The organism is Sphingomonas sp. MS122 (genome assembly GCF_049532975.1).
GTDB lineage: Bacteria > Pseudomonadota > Alphaproteobacteria > Sphingomonadales > Sphingomonadaceae > Sphingomonas.
Window position 1 is genome coordinate 1,612,418 of the sequence record NZ_CP186695.1, and the last position, 14,964, is coordinate 1,627,381.

12 protein-coding genes are annotated in these 14,964 nt (G+C 70.1%); 7 read left to right on the forward strand and 5 right to left on the reverse strand.

Annotation, left to right across the window (positions count from 1 at the left end):
* The first annotated feature begins 70 nt into the window (after nt 1-70).
* From ACO227_RS07775 to ACO227_RS07785, 3 genes are all read left to right on the forward strand, one after another.
* Nucleotides 71-1,108 carry a Ppx/GppA phosphatase family protein gene (locus ACO227_RS07775; RefSeq protein WP_423606640.1) on the forward strand — a complete coding sequence of 346 codons (1,038 nt, stop codon included), beginning with the start codon at nt 71-73 and terminating at the stop codon, nt 1,106-1,108.
* Between the two features lie 10 nt (nt 1,109-1,118).
* On the forward strand, nt 1,119-1,805 hold the full coding sequence (locus ACO227_RS07780) for an RlmE family RNA methyltransferase (protein WP_423606642.1): 687 nt from the start codon (nt 1,119-1,121) through the stop codon (nt 1,803-1,805).
* A 353-nt stretch (nt 1,806-2,158) separates the two neighbouring features.
* A complete protein-coding gene (locus ACO227_RS07785) occupies nt 2,159-2,497 on the forward strand; it encodes a YciI family protein (protein ID WP_423606644.1) in 339 nt (112 codons plus the stop codon).
* A 91-nt stretch (nt 2,498-2,588) separates the two neighbouring features.
* On the opposite strand, the gene ACO227_RS07790 is transcribed toward ACO227_RS07785, so the two are convergent.
* The 3 genes from ACO227_RS07790 to ACO227_RS07800 are packed head-to-tail and all read right to left on the reverse strand — an operon-like array spanning nt 2,589 to nt 4,056.
* Nucleotides 2,589-3,242: a glutathione S-transferase family protein gene (locus ACO227_RS07790; RefSeq protein WP_423606646.1), complete on the reverse strand. Its 654-nt coding sequence runs from the start codon at nt 3,240-3,242 to the stop codon at nt 2,589-2,591.
* Entirely contained in the window at nt 3,239-3,712 is a 474-nt protein-coding gene (locus ACO227_RS07795) for an SRPBCC family protein (protein WP_423606648.1), read from the reverse strand. Before ACO227_RS07795 ends, ACO227_RS07790 begins: the two co-directional genes overlap by 4 nt.
* Entirely contained in the window at nt 3,709-4,056 is a 348-nt protein-coding gene (locus tag ACO227_RS07800) for an ArsR/SmtB family transcription factor (RefSeq protein ID WP_423606650.1), read from the reverse strand. Before ACO227_RS07800 ends, ACO227_RS07795 begins: the two co-directional genes overlap by 4 nt.
* A 255-nt stretch (nt 4,057-4,311) precedes the next feature.
* Between ACO227_RS07800 and ACO227_RS07805 the strand changes: the two genes are divergently transcribed.
* Together ACO227_RS07805 and pbpC are read left to right on the forward strand one after the other, a co-directional pair.
* Nucleotides 4,312-10,053: an alpha-2-macroglobulin family protein gene (locus tag ACO227_RS07805; RefSeq protein ID WP_423606652.1), complete on the forward strand. Its 5,742-nt coding sequence runs from the start codon at nt 4,312-4,314 to the stop codon at nt 10,051-10,053.
* 138 nt (nt 10,054-10,191) lie between these two features.
* Nucleotides 10,192-12,381 carry a penicillin-binding protein 1C gene (gene pbpC / locus ACO227_RS07810; RefSeq protein ID WP_423606654.1) on the forward strand — a complete coding sequence of 730 codons (2,190 nt, stop codon included), beginning with the start codon at nt 10,192-10,194 and terminating at the stop codon, nt 12,379-12,381.
* Nucleotides 12,382-12,706: 325 nt separating this feature from the next.
* Here the strand turns inward: pbpC and ACO227_RS07815 are convergent, their stop codons facing one another.
* Entirely contained in the window at nt 12,707-13,228 is a 522-nt protein-coding gene (locus ACO227_RS07815; protein WP_423606655.1) for an RcnB family protein, read from the reverse strand.
* A 119-nt stretch (nt 13,229-13,347) separates the two neighbouring features.
* Entirely contained in the window at nt 13,348-13,818 is a 471-nt protein-coding gene (locus tag ACO227_RS07820; protein ID WP_423606657.1) for an outer membrane protein assembly factor BamE, read from the reverse strand.
* 118 nt (nt 13,819-13,936) lie between these two features.
* On the opposite strand from ACO227_RS07820, the gene ACO227_RS07825 reads away from it, so the two are divergent.
* Together ACO227_RS07825 and ACO227_RS07830 are read left to right on the forward strand one after the other, a co-directional pair.
* Complete coding sequence (locus tag ACO227_RS07825) at nt 13,937-14,455, forward strand: ubiquinol-cytochrome C chaperone family protein (RefSeq protein ID WP_423606659.1); 519 nt, start codon at nt 13,937-13,939, stop codon at nt 14,453-14,455.
* The gene (locus tag ACO227_RS07830) at nt 14,452-14,964 is read left to right on the forward strand and encodes a YceD family protein (RefSeq protein ID WP_423606661.1); all 513 of its coding nucleotides are present in this window, start codon (nt 14,452-14,454) and stop codon (nt 14,962-14,964) included. Before ACO227_RS07825 ends, ACO227_RS07830 begins: the two co-directional genes overlap by 4 nt.

A 14,964-nucleotide genomic window follows, 5' to 3' on the forward strand; every position in this document is an offset into this window, starting at 1 on the left:
CCGGCGGCCGGCTTGGCCGTGACGGAAGAACATAAGTGAGTGGTTTGCGATGGGGGAAGGCTCCGCCAGGATGCCGCGCCCGCCGGCTCCGAAACCGGCCCGCCCGGCCCCGAATCCGTCTCCGCCCCACGGGCGGGCACGCTGGCCCGAGGCGCGGCACTATGCCGCGCTCGACCTCGGCACCAACAATTGCCGGCTGCTGATCGCCCGCCCGCAAGGCGCAGGGTTCACCGTGGTCGACGCGTTTTCGCGGATCGTGCGCCTCGGCGAGGGGCTCGCGTCGAGCGGGCGCCTGTCCGACGCCGCGATCGAGCGCACCATCGCCGCGCTCAAGATCTGCGCCGACAAGCTCCGCCGCCGCCATGTCGCGCTGTCGCGGGCGGTGGCGACCGAGGCGTGCCGGCAGGCCGCCAACGGCCCCGAGTTCATCCAGCGAGTCTATCGCGAGACGGGGATCGTGCTCGACATCATCACCGCCGAGGAGGAGGCGCGGCTGGCGGTGCTCGGCTGCCATGCGCTGCTCGAGCCCGGCGACGGCCCGGCGCTGGTGTTCGACATCGGCGGCGGCTCGACCGAGCTGGTGCTGGTCGATTCGGCCGGCGAGCATCCCCGCATCCTCGACTGGCACAGCGCGCGCTGGGGCGTGGTCTCGCTGACCGAGGCGCGCGGCATCACCGGGGACCATGATCCCAAGCTGCGCGCCGCGGGCTATGCCCGGATGCGCGAGAGCGTGGCCGAGGCGTTCGCGCCGTTCATCGCGCGGCTGCCCGCGGTCTCGGGCACGCCGCGGCTGCTCGGCACCAGCGGGACGGTGACGACGCTCGCCAGCGTGCATCTCGGGCTGCCGTCCTACGACCGCTCGGCGGTCGACGGGCTGATCGTGCCCGCCGCCTCGATGCGCGCGGTGAGCCAGCGCATCGCCGGGCTCGACATGAAGGGGCGCTCGGCGATCCCGTGCATCGGCGCGGAGCGCGCCGACCTGGTGGTGGCGGGCTGCGCGATCCTGGAGACGATCATGGACATCTGGCCGGCCGAGCGGCTGGGCATCGCCGACCGCGGCATCCGCGAGGGTATATTGCGCCGCCTGATGGGCAGCCGCGCACAATGAGGGACATGAAATGAGCCGGGGCGGAACGCGAGGACGCACGCGCGTCCGGACCGCGCGGGGGCGCACCAGCCAGTCGGTGCGCTGGCTCGAGCGGCAGCTCAACGACCCCTATGTCAAGCAGGCCAAGGCCGAGGGCTATCGCAGCCGCGCCGCCTACAAGCTGATCGAGCTCGACGAGAAGTTCGACTTCCTCAAGGGTTCGAAGCGCGTCGTCGACCTGGGTCTGGCGCCGGGCGGGTGGAGCCAGGTGGTGCGGCGCAAGTGCCCCAGGGCGGCGGTGGTCGGCATCGACCTGCTCCCCGTCGACCCGATCGAGGGGGTGACGATCTTCCAGATGGACTTCATGGACGACGCCGCGCCGGACCTGCTGATGGAGGCGCTCGGCGGCGCGCCCGACCTGGTCATGTCGGACATGGCGGCGAACACGGTCGGCCATCCGCAGACCGACGCGCTGCGCACGATGGGGCTGGTCGAGACCGCGCTCGACTTCGCGATCCACAACCTCGCGCCCGGCGGCAGCTTCGTCAGCAAGGTGTTCGCGGGCGGCGCCGACAGCGCGCTGGTCGCGCAGATGAAGCGCAACTTCGCCACCGTGAAGCATGCCAAGCCACCGTCGAGCCGCAAGGGATCGGTCGAGTGGTTCGTGGTCGCGCAGGGGTTCAAGGGGCGCGCCGAGGCGGAGCCGGCGGAGGGCTGAGCCGCGTCGAGTCGGTCTTTCCGATTTCCACTTTTTCGAATGGCGTACGGCATAGATTCAACTTTCACCCTATCGGCTCGAACCTGATTACGAGTATAGCCAAATAGGTTCGTGTAGGAAAGCACGCGCGTTTTCCGTGGTTTTCCGAGTGTTTGCGGGTGGGGTGGAAGGCCTGGCGGCGCGCCGGATCGGCGACGAAGCGGCAGATTCGACGGCGCCGGCGCGACGGCAATGGAGAACATGTCGTGCACGATGTTGGCGTCCCGCCCGAATGGCGTGTCCGCGTTGCGGGCGCGCGTGTCGCACGAGTGGACGGCCTTGCCGGCGCCCGATGCTCGAGGCATCATCGCGGCATGACCAAATACCTCATCTCCTTCCCGAGCGAAGCCATGGTGATCGCGGAGGCGGACATGCCGGCCGTGTCCGCCGACGCGCACGCGGTGATCGAGGAAGCCAAGGCCGCCGGCGTCTATGTGTTCGGCGGCGGGATCCACGAAGGGGTGGATCCTGTGCTGGTCGCCGCCGACGGATCGGTGTCGCCGGACATCTATCCGGGCAGCGACTTGAAAGGCGGGTTCACCGTGCTCGAGGTGCCGACGCGCGAAGAGGCGGTCGAATGGGCGCGCAAGATCGCGGTCGCCTGCCGCTGCGCGCAGGAGCTGCGCGAGTTCATGTACGATCCGGCGAGCTAGGGCGGGGCGACATTCAATTGCTCACGTGAAGATGCGGGGGCGCAAAGCAGATTGGATCACGCGGAGACGCGGAGATTGCCGCTTGCCGCAACTAGTCCCGGTCCGGCGCGCCGAGCGGGAAATAGTGGCGGAAGCGCCGTGCCTCGTCGACCGCGCGGGCGAAGGACGGGCGCTGCAGCAGGCGTGCGCGATAGGCCGTCAGGTTCGCGTAGGTCTCGGGAATGCGGTGCGTCCAGTCGGCGTAGAAAAGCGAGGGCGCGGCGGCGCAATCGGCGAGGGTGAAGGTCTCGCCCACCGCCCAGCTGCGGCCCTCCATGCGCTGGTCCAGCCAGGCATAGCTGGTGTCGAGCATCTTGCGCGCATCCTCGACGCCATGGGGATCGCGGCTCTCGGGCGGGCGCAGCGCGTCGAACACGAACTTGCCCTGCGGAGTCATGACATAATTGTCGAAGAAGCGGTCGAGCATCCGCACCTCGAGCGCGAGGTCGGGATCCTCCGGGACCAGCTTCACCGGCCCGGGATGATGGACCTGGAGATATTCGATGACGATCGACGCCTCGAGCACCACGCGCCCGTCCTCGCGCAGGATCGGGAAACGCTTCATCGGCCATAGCGCGGCGAGCTCCTCGCCGACCCCGGGATCCTCGAGCATACGGTAGGTGAAGGGGATGTCGTTCTCGTAGAAGGCGATGAGCGCCTTCTGGCAATAGGACGAGAAGGGGTGGGCGAAGAGTTCGATGCTCATGCGAACGCCTTCGCCTCGCGGCCCTCGAGCACGGCGACGAGGTTGTCGATATGCCAGGTCGTGCCGTGCTCGCGGCTCGCCACCGCCTCGGCCCCGCCGGTCAGGTAGGCGCCCTGCTCGGTATGGATCAGCCGGGTGCGATCGCCCTCGGCGCGGAGCTCGATCGTCAGCAGCGAGACCGACAGCTTCTCGCCATTGTGGAACATGTCGTAGACGAGGATGATCCGCTCGTCCTCGACGATGTCGTGGTAGACCGCCTGGAAGTCGGTGACCATGCCGCTGGGCCAGCGGGCGTGGAACCGCTCCCTGCCGCCGACGCGGAAGTCGAAGTCGCGGTCCAGCGTCTCGATGTCCGACGGCGCCTTGAACCACGCGCTCTTGGCCTTGAGGCTGGCATAGGCCGCGAAGACCCGCGCCGGCGAGGCGTTCAGCACGCGTTCGATGGCGAAGGTCGCGTTGGTGATGGTCATTGGTCGTTCTCCTGCGGGGCGGTGCGGGCCAGATAGGCCTCGAGTTGATCATATTGCCGGTCCCAGAACCGCCTGCGCTCGGCGATCCAGCGTTCGACCTGGGTCATGGCGGCGATCTCCAGCGTGCAGGTCCGCACGCGGCCGACCTTCTCGCTCTTCACCAGCGCCGCTTCCTCCAGGACCTTGAGGTGCTGGACCACCGCCGACAGCGTCATCGGGAGCGGCCTCGCCAGCTCGCTGACCGAGGCGGGACCCAGGCTCAGCCGTTCGACCATGGCACGGCGTGCGGGATCGGACAGGGCTTGGAAGGCGAGGTCGAGCGGGGCGGGTTGATACTGAAGCATTCACTTAAGTATTGGCGCGGGAGTGGCTGGGAGTCAAGCGGGCGGTGCGATGGGTGGCGCAGGTTGAACCGATGCGTGAAAGCTTGTTCCCGTTTGCCCAGTTCCTCATTATCATCCCGGCACAAGGCCCCGGGGTGACGATCGAAATTCAAATGTCGTCCCCCGCCGCGGCAAAATCCGCGGATGCGCGAAGCTCCCGCTGGACTTGCCCGCTGGCCTCGTTACGCTCCCGCACGTCCTGCAGGGGGAAGTCCGATGAAGCAGCTCGCACGCGCCGCGGCGGTCCTGGCATTGGCGTTGACGCCGCTTGCCGCCTGGGGGGACGCCAGCCCGCAGGTGGTGCTCGCCACCCCCGGCATGGGCGACGGCGCGATCGAGCGCTTCACGATCCGCTTCAGCGCGCCGATGGTGCCGCTCGGCGATCCGCGCGCGGCGGCGCCGGCCAAGGTCAATTGCGCGGTCGGCGGCGAGGGGCGCTGGGTCGACCAGCAGACCTTCGTCCATGAATTCGCGACCCCGCTGCCCGGCGGCACGGTGTGCGAGTTCCAGCTCAACGAGAAATTGAAGAGCCTGTCGGGCTATGACGTGACCGGCTCGCGCAGCTTCAAGGTCGATGCCGGCGGGCCGACGGTCAAGGGCATGCTGCCGAGCCGCTATGGCGGGCAGATCGAGGAGGACCAGGTCTTCCTGATCGGCACCAACATGCCCGCGACGCGCGCGTCGATCGCGGCGGGCGCCTATTGCGCGGTCGAGGGACTGGGCGAGCAGATCCCGATCGAGCTGCTCGACGCCGGGCTGCCCGGCAAGCTGCTCCAGGACCTCGATCCCGAGCGCTGGGAGGTGCGCAACTTCCTCTCCGATTCGGGGATCGCCGAGAAATTGCCCGAGGACGCGGCGACTCGCGCCAAGGCGCTGGCGAGCGTGGTCGCGGTCAAGTGCGGGCGGCCGCTGCCGCCGGGGCGCGACGTCTCGCTGGTGTGGGGGGCGTCGATCGCGGGTGCGGGGGGCAAGACCGCGGGGGCCGAGCAGCGTTTCGACTTCACCGTGCGCAAGCCGTTCACCGCGCGCTTCGAATGCTCGCGAGTCAATCCGCAGGCGGGCTGCTCGCCGGTGCAGGAGGCGTGGGTGCGCTTCAGCGCGCGGATTCCCAAGGACCTCGCCGAGCAGGTGCGGATCGAGCTGCCCGACGGCAAGAAACTGACGCCGGCGCTGTCCGACGACGACAAGCGCGCCAATACGGTGAGCGACCTCAAGTTCGAGGCGCCGCTGCCGGCCTCGACCACCGCCAGGCTGGTGCTGCCCGCCGGGGTCAAGGACGAGAGCGGGCGCGTGCTCGCCAATGCCGAGCGCTTCCCGCTGGAAGTCCGGTTCGACGAGGCGCCGCCGCTGGTGAAGTTCGCGGCGCCGTTCGGGATCATCGAGGCGGAGGAAGGCGGCGTGCTGCCCGTCACGGTGCGCAACGTCGAAGCCTCGCTGCAGGGCAAGGGGCTGAGCGTCGCCGGCCAGCACATGCGAGTCGACGCCGCGGACGGCGTGATCGCCAAATGGCTGCGCAACATCGACAAGGCCGACGATTATGAGGTCGAGGAGGTCAAGCGCGGCGCGGAGACGATCCGCATCAACCAGACCGGCGCCAAGCCGATCCTGCCCGCGGGTCTCGGCGCGCCGCTCAGCATCGGGCTGCCGGGCAAGGGCAAGGAATTCGAGGTCATCGGCATCCCGCTCAAGAAGCCCGGATTCTATGTCGTCGAGCTCGCCTCGCCGCAGCTCGGGCAGGCGCTGCTCGGGCGCGATGCGCCGCGCTATGTCGCGGCGGGGGCGCTGGTCACCAACATGGCGGTGCATTTCAAATGGGGGCGCGAGGGCTCGCTCGCCTGGGTGACCTCGCTCGACAGCGGCAAGCCGGTGGCGGGCGCGGCGGTGCAGGTCACCGACAGCTGCACCGGCCAGGCGCTGGCCCGGGGCACCACCGACGATACGGGCCGGCTTGCGGTCAAGCAGGGGATTCCCGAGCCGCAAAGCTATGGCGGCTGCGAGGACGGCCACTCGCATCCGCTGATGATCTCGGCGCGCAAGGGTGACGACATGAGTTTCACGCTGACCGCGTGGGGCGAGGGCATCCGGCCGTACGACTTCGACCTGCGCTATGGCTATGAGGCGGCGGGGGAGATCGTCCACACCATCTTCGACCGCGCGCTGGTGCGCCAGGGCGAGGCGGTCAACATGAAACATGTGCTGCGCCGCCCGGTGGCGCAGGGCTTCGTGACCCCGGCGGGGTTCACGGGGACATTGAAGCTCAGCCATCGCGGGTCGGACACCAGCTTCGAGCTGCCGGTGACGGTCGATGCGAGCGGTGTCGGCGAGACGCAGTGGAACGTGCCGCAGGGCGCGCCGATGGGCGATTACGACCTGCAGTTCGTGAAGGGCGACGACACGATCTGGACCAGCCAGTCGATCAAGGTCGACGAATACAAGCTGCCGACGATGAAGGCATCGGTCGCGGGGCCGAAGGAGGCGGCGGTCAAGCCCAAGAGCCTGCCGCTCGACCTGTTCGTGGGATATCTGTCGGGCGGGGGCGCGTCGAACCTGCCGGTCGAGCTGCGCATCGGCTATTATGACGGGATCGCCGCGCCCGACGGCTATGACGGCTACAGCTTCGGCGGCAAGGCGATCGCCGAGGGCACCAAGCCATTGAACGGCGAGGGCGAGGAGGACACCACGACCCTCCCGCCGATGCAGACCCTGCCGGTGACCCTGGGCGCGGACGGGACGGCGCGGACCAGTGTCGACATCCCGCAGACGCTCGACGGCAGCAGCCAGATGCGCGTCGAGATGGATTACCAGGACGCCAATGGCGAGATCCTGACCGCGTCGCGCCGCGTGCCGATCTATGCCTCGGGCGTGCAGCTCGGGGTCAGGACCGACGGCTGGCTGATGAAGGAGGACGATCTGCGCCTGCGCTTCGTCGCGCTCGACACGCAGGGCAAGCCGATCAAGGGGCAGCGGGTGCAGGTGGCGCTGTACAGCCGCGAGATATTGACCGCGCGGCGGCGGCTGATCGGCGGCTTCTACGCGTACGAGAACAACGCCAGGACGACGAAGATCAGCGCGTCCTGCTCGGCGACGACCGACGAGCTGGGGCTGGCGCAATGCGCGATCGATCCCGGCGTGTCGGGCGAAGTCTATGCCGTGGCGACGACCGAGGATGCGAGCGGCAATGTCGCGCGGGCGGTGACCTCGGTATGGCTGGCGGGCGAGGACGACTGGTGGTTCGGCGGCGACAATGGCGACCGCATGGACGTCATCCCCGAGCAGCAGGAGTACAAGTCGAGCGACACCGCGCGCTTCCAGGTGCGCACGCCGTTCCGCAACGCGACCGCGCTGGTCACGGTCGAGCGCGAGGGCGTGCTGTCGAGCTTCGTCACCGAGCTGTCGGGCGACAATCCGGTGGTCGAGGTGCCGATGCAGGGGGTGTACGCGCCCGACGTGTTCGTCTCGGTGATGGCGGTGCGCGGGCGCATCGGCGGGTGGAAGCTCTGGTGGGCGGACCTGGCGCGGCGCTGGAACCTGCCCTTCTTCTCGCGCGAGGGCGCGGCGCCGACCGCGACGGTCGACCTCGCCAAGCCGAGCTATCGCCTGGGCATCGCCAAGGTGAAGGTCGGCTGGGAAGGGCATCGCATGGCGGTGGCGGTCAAGGCCGACAAGGAACGCTACGCCGCGCGGGATACGGCGAAGGTCGCGCTGCAGGTCAAGAACCCGGACGGGAGCGTGGCGCCGAGCGCCGATGTCGCCTTCGTCGCGGTGGACGAGGCGCTGTTGCAGCTCGCGCCCAACGAGAGCTGGGACGTGCTCGGCGCGATGATGGGCGAGCGGCCGATCTCGGTGCTGACCTCGACCGCGCAGACCCAGGTGGTGGGCAAGCGGCATTACGGGCGCAAGGCGGTCGAGGCCGGCGGCGGCGGCGGCGGGGACCTGTCGGCGCTCAACCGCGAGAATTTCCAGCCGGTGCTGCTGTGGCGCGGCAAGGTGCCGTTGGATGCGCAGGGGCAGGCGCGGGTCGATGTGCCGCTCTCCGACGCGCTGACCTCGTTCAAGCTCGTCGCGATCGCCTTGGGCGACAAGGGGCAGAGTTTCGGGACGGGCGAGACCGCGGTGCGGACGGCGCAGGACCTGTCGATCTTCGCGGGCATTCCGCCACTGGTGCGCAATGGCGACTTCTATTCGGCGGGCTTCACGCTGCGCAACGGCTCGGACAAGCCGATGAAGGTGACGGCGAGCGTGGAGCTGTCGCCCAAGGTCGCCACCGGGCGCGACCTGACGGTCGAGATCCCGGCGGGCGGGGCGGTGCCGATCGCGTGGAACCTGACCGCCCCGGCGGGCTTCGACAAGCTCCAGTGGAAGGTCACCGCCAGGGACGCGAGCGGCAAGGCGGCCGACGCGATCACCGTCGCGCAGGAGATCGCGCCCGCGGTGCCGGTCGAGACCTGGGCGGCGACGCTGGTGCGCGTGGGCGAAAGCGGGCCGGTCGCGATCCAGCCGCCGGCGGGGGCGCTGCCGGGCTTCGGCCAGGTCTCGGTGCTGCTCACCGACACGCTGGCGCCGCCGCTGCAGGGCGTGCGCGACTATATGGCGGCCTATCCCTATGGCTGTTTCGAGCAGCGCACCTCGCGCGCGATCGTGCTCGGCGACATGGGCGAGTGGAACCGGCTGTCGGGCGAGATGCCGGTCTATCTCGATAGCGACGGGCTGCTGCGCTACTTCCCCTCGGACAGCCTGCGCGGGTCGGAGGCGCTGACCAGCTATATCCTGTCGGTCACCGCCGAGGCCGGGCTGCCGATTCCCGATGGCCCCCGCGCGCGAATGATCGAGGCGCTCAAGGCGGTGCTCGACGGGCGGCTGCGGCACGAGGATTATGGCGATGTCCGCCTGCAGAAGGTCGCGGCGTTCGCGGCGCTGGCGCGGCAGGGCGCGGCCAATGGCGCGATGCTCGGCCAGATCGGCATGACCCCGCAGGACATGCCGACCTCGACGCTGGCCGACTACATCGCAGCGCTGGGCAAGGTGCCGGGGCTGGCGAACGGCGCGCAGCTGCGCGCGGCGGCGGAGGGCGAGCTCAAGACGCGGCTGGTCTATGAGGGGACGCGGATCGACCTCAGCGACAATGCCGCCACGGCGTGGTGGATGATGTCGTCGGGCGACGAATCGGTGCTGCGCGCGCTGGTCGCGACGCTCGGGCGGCCGAGCTTCGCGGGCGAGGGCCCCAAGATGATGGTCGGCGCGGCGCTGCGCCAGCGGCGCGGGCATTGGGACACCACCACCGCCAATGCCTGGGGCGTGATCGCGGCGCGCAAGTTCGCGACTACCTATCCGGCGAGCGCGGTGGCGGGGATCACCACCGGGACGCTCGGCGGGCAGAGCGTGACGCGCAGCTGGCCGCTGCCCGACCCGCAGCGCAGCTTCGTCTTCGCGCTGCCGGCGCAGCAGACGCCCTTGAGCCTCTCGCAGTCGGGCGGGGCGGGGCCGTGGGCGATAGTGCAGGTCAAGGCGGCGGTGCCGCTGACCCAGCCGCTCAGCGCGGGCTACCGCCTGTCGAAGAAGACCGAGGTGGTGCAGGCCAAGACCAAGGGCGTGCTGACGCGCGGCGACGTGATCCGCGTAACGCTGACGGTCGAGGCCACCGCCGACCGTAACTGGGTGGTGATCGCCGATCCGGTGCCGGCGGGCGCGACCGTGATCGGCTCGCTCGGCGGGCAATCGGAGATGCTGGCCGAGGGCGGCGAGGAATCGGGGTCGCAGCCGAGCTATGTCGAGCGCGGGCGCGATGCGTGGCGGGGCTATTTCGCGTGGCTGCCGCGCGGGACTCATTCGGTGACGTACGTGATGCGGCTCAATGCGGCGGGCCGGCTGCAGCTGCCGCCGTCGAAGGTCGAGGCGATGTACTCGCCCGAGATCCGCGCGGCGGTGCCGAACCAGCCGATGGTGATCGCGCAGCGGTGAGGTGAGGGAGGAACCTCAATCAGCCGTCACCCCGGCCTTGTGCCGGGGTCCACGGCTCCCCGTCCGATGCACTGGAGCCTCTTGCTTCGCGCCTGCCTCCCGGTGGACCCCGGCACAAGGCCGGGGTGACGGTCTGGGATGAGCAAGGCGTCCGATCTCTGGCAGCGGCTCCGCGCGCTCTGGGCATGGCTTGAAGCGCCCACCCACCGCGCGTGGTGGACTGGCCCCCGCATCGTCATCGCCGCGATCCTCACGCTGGGCGCGCTCTACGCCGCGGCCGATTATGCCACGCGGCCGCCGCGGCTGCCGGGGCATGGCGCCACCGTCGCGGCGTGGAAGCCGTCCGAGGCGTGGCTCTACGACCGCGAGGGACGGCTGCTCGATTCGGCGCGAGTCGATTTCCAGGCGCGGCGGCTGGGCTGGACGCCGCTCGACAAGGTCGCGCCGGCGGCGGTCGAGGCGCTGGTCGCGGCGGAGGACAAGCGCTTCCGCGACCATGAAGGGATCGACTGGCGGTCGGTCGCCGGATCGATGCGCGACCGGATCGAGGGCAGACGCGCAAGGGGGGCATCTACCCTCTCGATGCAGGTCGCGGCCTATCTCGCGCCCGGCCTGTCGGCGCCGGGATCGCGCGGATGGCTCGACAAGCTCCGCCAGATGCGCGCGGGCGCGGCGCTCGAACGCATCTGGAGCAAGGACCAGATCCTCGAAGCCTATCTCAACCTCGCCGGGTTTCGCGGCGAGGCGCAGGGGATCGGCGCGGCGGCGCTGGGGCTGTTCGGCAAGGCGCCCGAGGCGCTGACCCGCGACGACGGGCTGCTGCTCGCGGCGCTGCTGCCCAATCCGGCGGCGGGGGCAAGCGAGGTGGCGCGCCGCGCCTGTGCGCTGTCGCGCGAAAGCGATTGCAGCAGGTTCGCAGGGGCGGCGGCCTCGATGCTCGGGCCGGCGCGAAGCCTGGCGCTCGATCCCGGGCTGGCACCGCATCTCGCCAACCGGCTGCTGACCGAGCCGGGGCTGCGGGTCGAGACGACGATCGACGCGCGTATCCAGCGGCTCGCGATCCGCGCGTTGCGGCGGCAGCTGCAGGGGCTGGGCGGGACGCGCGCGCGCGACGGCGCAGTGATCGTCGCCGACAATGCCACCGGCGAGATCCTCGCCTGGGTCGGGGGGATCGGGGGGGAATCGACCGCGCCCTCGGTCGACGGGGCCAGCAGCTATCGCCAGGCGGGGTCGACGCTCAAGCCCTTCCTCTACGCGCTGGGGCTGGAGAAGGGGTATCTCACGCCGGCCTCGATCCTCGACGATTCGCCGGTTCAGCTCGACACCGCATCGGGCCTTTACGTGCCGCAGAATTACGACCGCGCGTTCAAGGGCCCGGTGAGCGCGCGCGCGGCGCTGGCGGGGTCGCTCAACGTGCCGGCGGTGCGGACCCTGCTGCTGACGGGGGTCGAGCCGTTCCGCGACCGGCTGTGGGACACCGGCTATCGCGGGCTGACCGAGAGCGGCGAATATTATGGCTACAGCCTTGCGCTCGGCTCGGCCGAGGTGACGTTGGTCGAGCAGGCCGCGGCGTATCGCAGCCTCGCGCGCGGCGGGCGCTGGGCACCGCTGCACGTGCGCAAGGGCGAAAAGCGCGAGGCGGACCGCCCCACTACCACCCCGCAGGCGGCGTGGCTGGTCGCCGACATGCTCGCCGATCCCAATGCCCGCGCCAGCACCTTCGGGATGGATTCGGCGCTGCGCCTGCCGTTCTGGGCGGCGGTCAAGACCGGGACGTCGAAGGCGATGCGCGACAATTGGTGCATCGGCTTCACCGACCGCTACACCGTCGGCGTGTGGGTCGGGAACCTCGAGGGCGATCCGATGCGCGCGGTCTCGGGCACCAGCGGCGCGGCGCCGGTGTGGCGTGACGTGATGATGGCGCTGCATGCCGGCCGGCCGGGGCGGGCGCCGCCGCGGCCCACGGGCATCGAGGAACGCGTGATCCGCTTCGCCGGCACTATCGAGCAGCCGCGGCGCGAATATTTCCTGGCGGGGACGGGGATGAGCGAAGTGGCGGTCGCGCCGCCCGCGTCACGCCGCCCGCGCGTCGTCAGCCCGGTCTCGGGCAGCGTCTATGCGCTCGATCCCGACATCCCGGTCGAGCGCCAGCGCATGGCGATCAGCGTATCCGGGGAGGTCGTGGGACACCGGCTCGAGCTCGACGGGCGCGATCTCGGCGCGGCGGATGCGCGGCCGATGGTGCTGGCGGGACCCGGGCGCCATCGCCTGCGGTTGGTCGGGCCGGGTGGGCGAGTGGTCGATCAGGTGCTGTTCACGGTGCGCTGAGACCGCATAGGCTGGGTTCGATGCCGGGCGCTTTCCTGCCGTGCCCCACCAGATGTTGCCACAGGGACACGGCGTCGGGGGAAAGATGCCCGGCACCGGCCGCTCGCGAAGGTGAATCGAACCAAAACGATTCCCGCGCGTTGCGGCAATTGGTCCTAAACCCTTTCGGGACCGAAACCGTTCGGCCGCGCCGGCAGCGTATACCGCCGGCGCGGCCATTTTTTGGTGCTTTGTTGGTCTACGGTACCGGCCCGCTCCCCCACCCGGCCACCCACGCCAGTATCTTGATGGGTGGCCGGTGGGGAGCGGGCCGGCGCCGATCCGCTTACCAGAAGAAGTTGCGGATCACCCGGATCACGACGCCGCGGCGGGTGTCGACCAGCAGCATGTCGTCATAATGCCGCACCCAGCGCTGCCAGCGGCCCGCCGGGGGCAGGCGGTAGCGCCACGGATCGTTGATGTAATAGCGGCTGCCGTAATAATGCGGCGCGATGCGCACGCCGGGGCGGAAGCCGTAGTAGCGGAACGGCGCACGCCAGCTGCCGCGGGCATAGATGCCGCGGTTGCGGTCGCGCCAGCCGCGCCAGTCGTCATTGCCCCAGCGGCGGTTGCGGTCGCTGAGATCCTCGCGATACTCGCGGCGCGCGTCGCGGACGTCGCGGCGTTCCTCGCGCACGTCGCGGCGCGTGCCGTAACGCTGCGCGCGGCGCAGCTCGCGCTGCTCCTCGCGGATGTCCTGGCGGTCGCGGCGCAGCTCGCGCTGCGACTGGGCGGCGGCGGGCGCGGCAGCCATTGTCGGCATCGCCACGGCCGCGATCAGCGCTGTCAATATGAGCTTCTTCTTCATCTTAGCTCCTCCATGTTCTCATGCCGGACATAACCGGCGTGAGGGAAAAGCTATCCCTGCGTGACTGAACGGCGCGGGAATGAATCGGTCAGCGAAATGAAAGTTGCAGGGCGCGGCGATTACGGGCCGCCGCTCGGCCCCGGGCCCGTGCCGGGGGCGCCGACCGTGCCGATATTGCCGAACAGATCCTCGAAGAAGCCGCGGTCGCGGCCGAGCGTCGGGGTCTTCTTGTTCGAGGGGTTGATCGACGCGACCTGCTCGACGCCGGTGCGCGTCACCTCGGTGACGTTGCCGGCGGCGTCGAAGCGGATGCGCAGCGTGGTCTGCGCGCGCGGCTTGGGGTTGTTATAGGCATAATTGCGGGTGTTGCGCCCGATATAATACCATTCGCCCTGGTTGAACTGGCTGGTCAGCGTCGGCTTGCCGAGCGTCGCCAGCACCGATTCGCGATTGTCCACGCCGGGCTGCACCGAGTTCACCAGATCGGCATCGACGACATAGCCCTGATAGCCGCGGAGCGGGGCACACGCGCCGGCGCCGAGCAGCGCGATACCGGAAGCGGCGGCGAGAAGGACACGGGCGGAAATCATCAAACTCACTCTCCCAGGGCGCCGGGCCCAAGACGGACGGCCGTGCGGATTGCATCGCAGGCCATTCGCCTCAATATGCGGGCAACCCCGCGCAAACAAGCGTGGCGAGGAGTCAGACATGGGATTGTGGCAACGGCTGGCCGGACGCAAGGCGGAAAATCCGGCGGCGGCGCTGTATCAGGCCGTCGTCGCGCGCGGCCGCGCGGCGCATTGGTACGAGGCGGGCGCGGTACCGGACACGGTGAACGGCCGCTTCGACGCGATCGCGAGCGTGCTGGCGATCGTGCTGCTGCGGCTCGAGGCGGAGCCGGCGGCGGCCGAGACCGTGGCGCGGCTGATCGAGTGCTTCGTCGACGACATGGACGGCCAGCTGCGCCAGATCGGCATCGGCGACGTCGTGGTCGGCAAGCGCATGGGCAAGATGATGGGGCTGCTCGGCGGGCGGCTGGGCGCGTATCGCGAGGCGCTGATCGAAGGCAAGGGCAGCTTCGAGGACGCGCTGCTGCGCAATCTCTACCGCGCCGAGCATCCGGGCGAGGCGGCGCTGACGCACAGCGCGGGCGAGCTGCGCCGCCTGCATGCGGCGCTCGCTGGGGTCGAGTTCGACGCGCTGATGGCGGGGCGGCTGCCGGCATGACTCCCGAATTCTCCCGTCCCCACCGGCTCGACACGATCGGCGCGGGCGAGAGCCGCGTCGGAATCGAGGCGGATGCGGCGGAGCGCACCGCGCTGGCGCGGCGCTTCGGGCTGATCGCGATCGAGCGGCTCGTGGCGGACTATGCGGTGCGGCGCGACGCCGCCGGGATCGTCGCGCGCGGGCATCTTTCCGGCGCGGTGGTGCAGCCGTGCAGCGTCACCGGCGATCCGGTGCCGGCGAAGATCGAGGAGGATTTCGCGATCCGCTTCCTGCCCGAAGGCAGCGAGAGCGGCGACGAGGTGGAACTCTCCGAGGACGATTGCGACACGGTGTTCTACACCGGCGGGGCGATCGACCTGGGCGAGGCGGCGGCGGAGACGCTGGCGCTGGCGCTCGACCCGTTCCCGCGCAGCCCGGGCGCGGAGGCCGTGCTGCGCGAGGCGGGCGTGCTGAGCGAGGACGAGGCCGGACCGTTCGCGGCGCTGGCCGCGCTCAGGAAGAAGCTGTGA

What these genes read in the sequence shown, in the direction of transcription:
- ACO227_RS07795 (WP_423606648.1), bottom strand. Translation starts at nt 3,712, where the DNA reads ATGACCATCACCAACGCGACCTTCGCCATCGAACGCGTGCTGAACGCC.
- ACO227_RS07830 (WP_423606661.1), top strand. Translation starts at nt 14,452, where the DNA reads ATGACTCCCGAATTCTCCCGTCCCCACCGGCTCGACACGATCGGCGCG.
- ACO227_RS07785 (WP_423606644.1), top strand. Translation starts at nt 2,159, where the DNA reads ATGACCAAATACCTCATCTCCTTCCCGAGCGAAGCCATGGTGATCGCG.
- ACO227_RS07780 (WP_423606642.1), top strand. Translation starts at nt 1,119, where the DNA reads ATGAGCCGGGGCGGAACGCGAGGACGCACGCGCGTCCGGACCGCGCGG.
- ACO227_RS07825 (WP_423606659.1), top strand. Translation starts at nt 13,937, where the DNA reads ATGGGATTGTGGCAACGGCTGGCCGGACGCAAGGCGGAAAATCCGGCG.
- ACO227_RS07805 (WP_423606652.1), top strand. Translation starts at nt 4,312, where the DNA reads ATGAAGCAGCTCGCACGCGCCGCGGCGGTCCTGGCATTGGCGTTGACG.
- ACO227_RS07775 (WP_423606640.1), top strand. Translation starts at nt 71, where the DNA reads ATGCCGCGCCCGCCGGCTCCGAAACCGGCCCGCCCGGCCCCGAATCCG.
- ACO227_RS07800 (WP_423606650.1), bottom strand. Translation starts at nt 4,056, where the DNA reads ATGCTTCAGTATCAACCCGCCCCGCTCGACCTCGCCTTCCAAGCCCTG.
- ACO227_RS07790 (WP_423606646.1), bottom strand. Translation starts at nt 3,242, where the DNA reads ATGAGCATCGAACTCTTCGCCCACCCCTTCTCGTCCTATTGCCAGAAG.
- ACO227_RS07815 (WP_423606655.1), bottom strand. Translation starts at nt 13,228, where the DNA reads ATGAAGAAGAAGCTCATATTGACAGCGCTGATCGCGGCCGTGGCGATG.
- ACO227_RS07820 (WP_423606657.1), bottom strand. Translation starts at nt 13,818, where the DNA reads ATGATTTCCGCCCGTGTCCTTCTCGCCGCCGCTTCCGGTATCGCGCTG.
- pbpC (WP_423606654.1), top strand. Translation starts at nt 10,192, where the DNA reads ATGAGCAAGGCGTCCGATCTCTGGCAGCGGCTCCGCGCGCTCTGGGCA.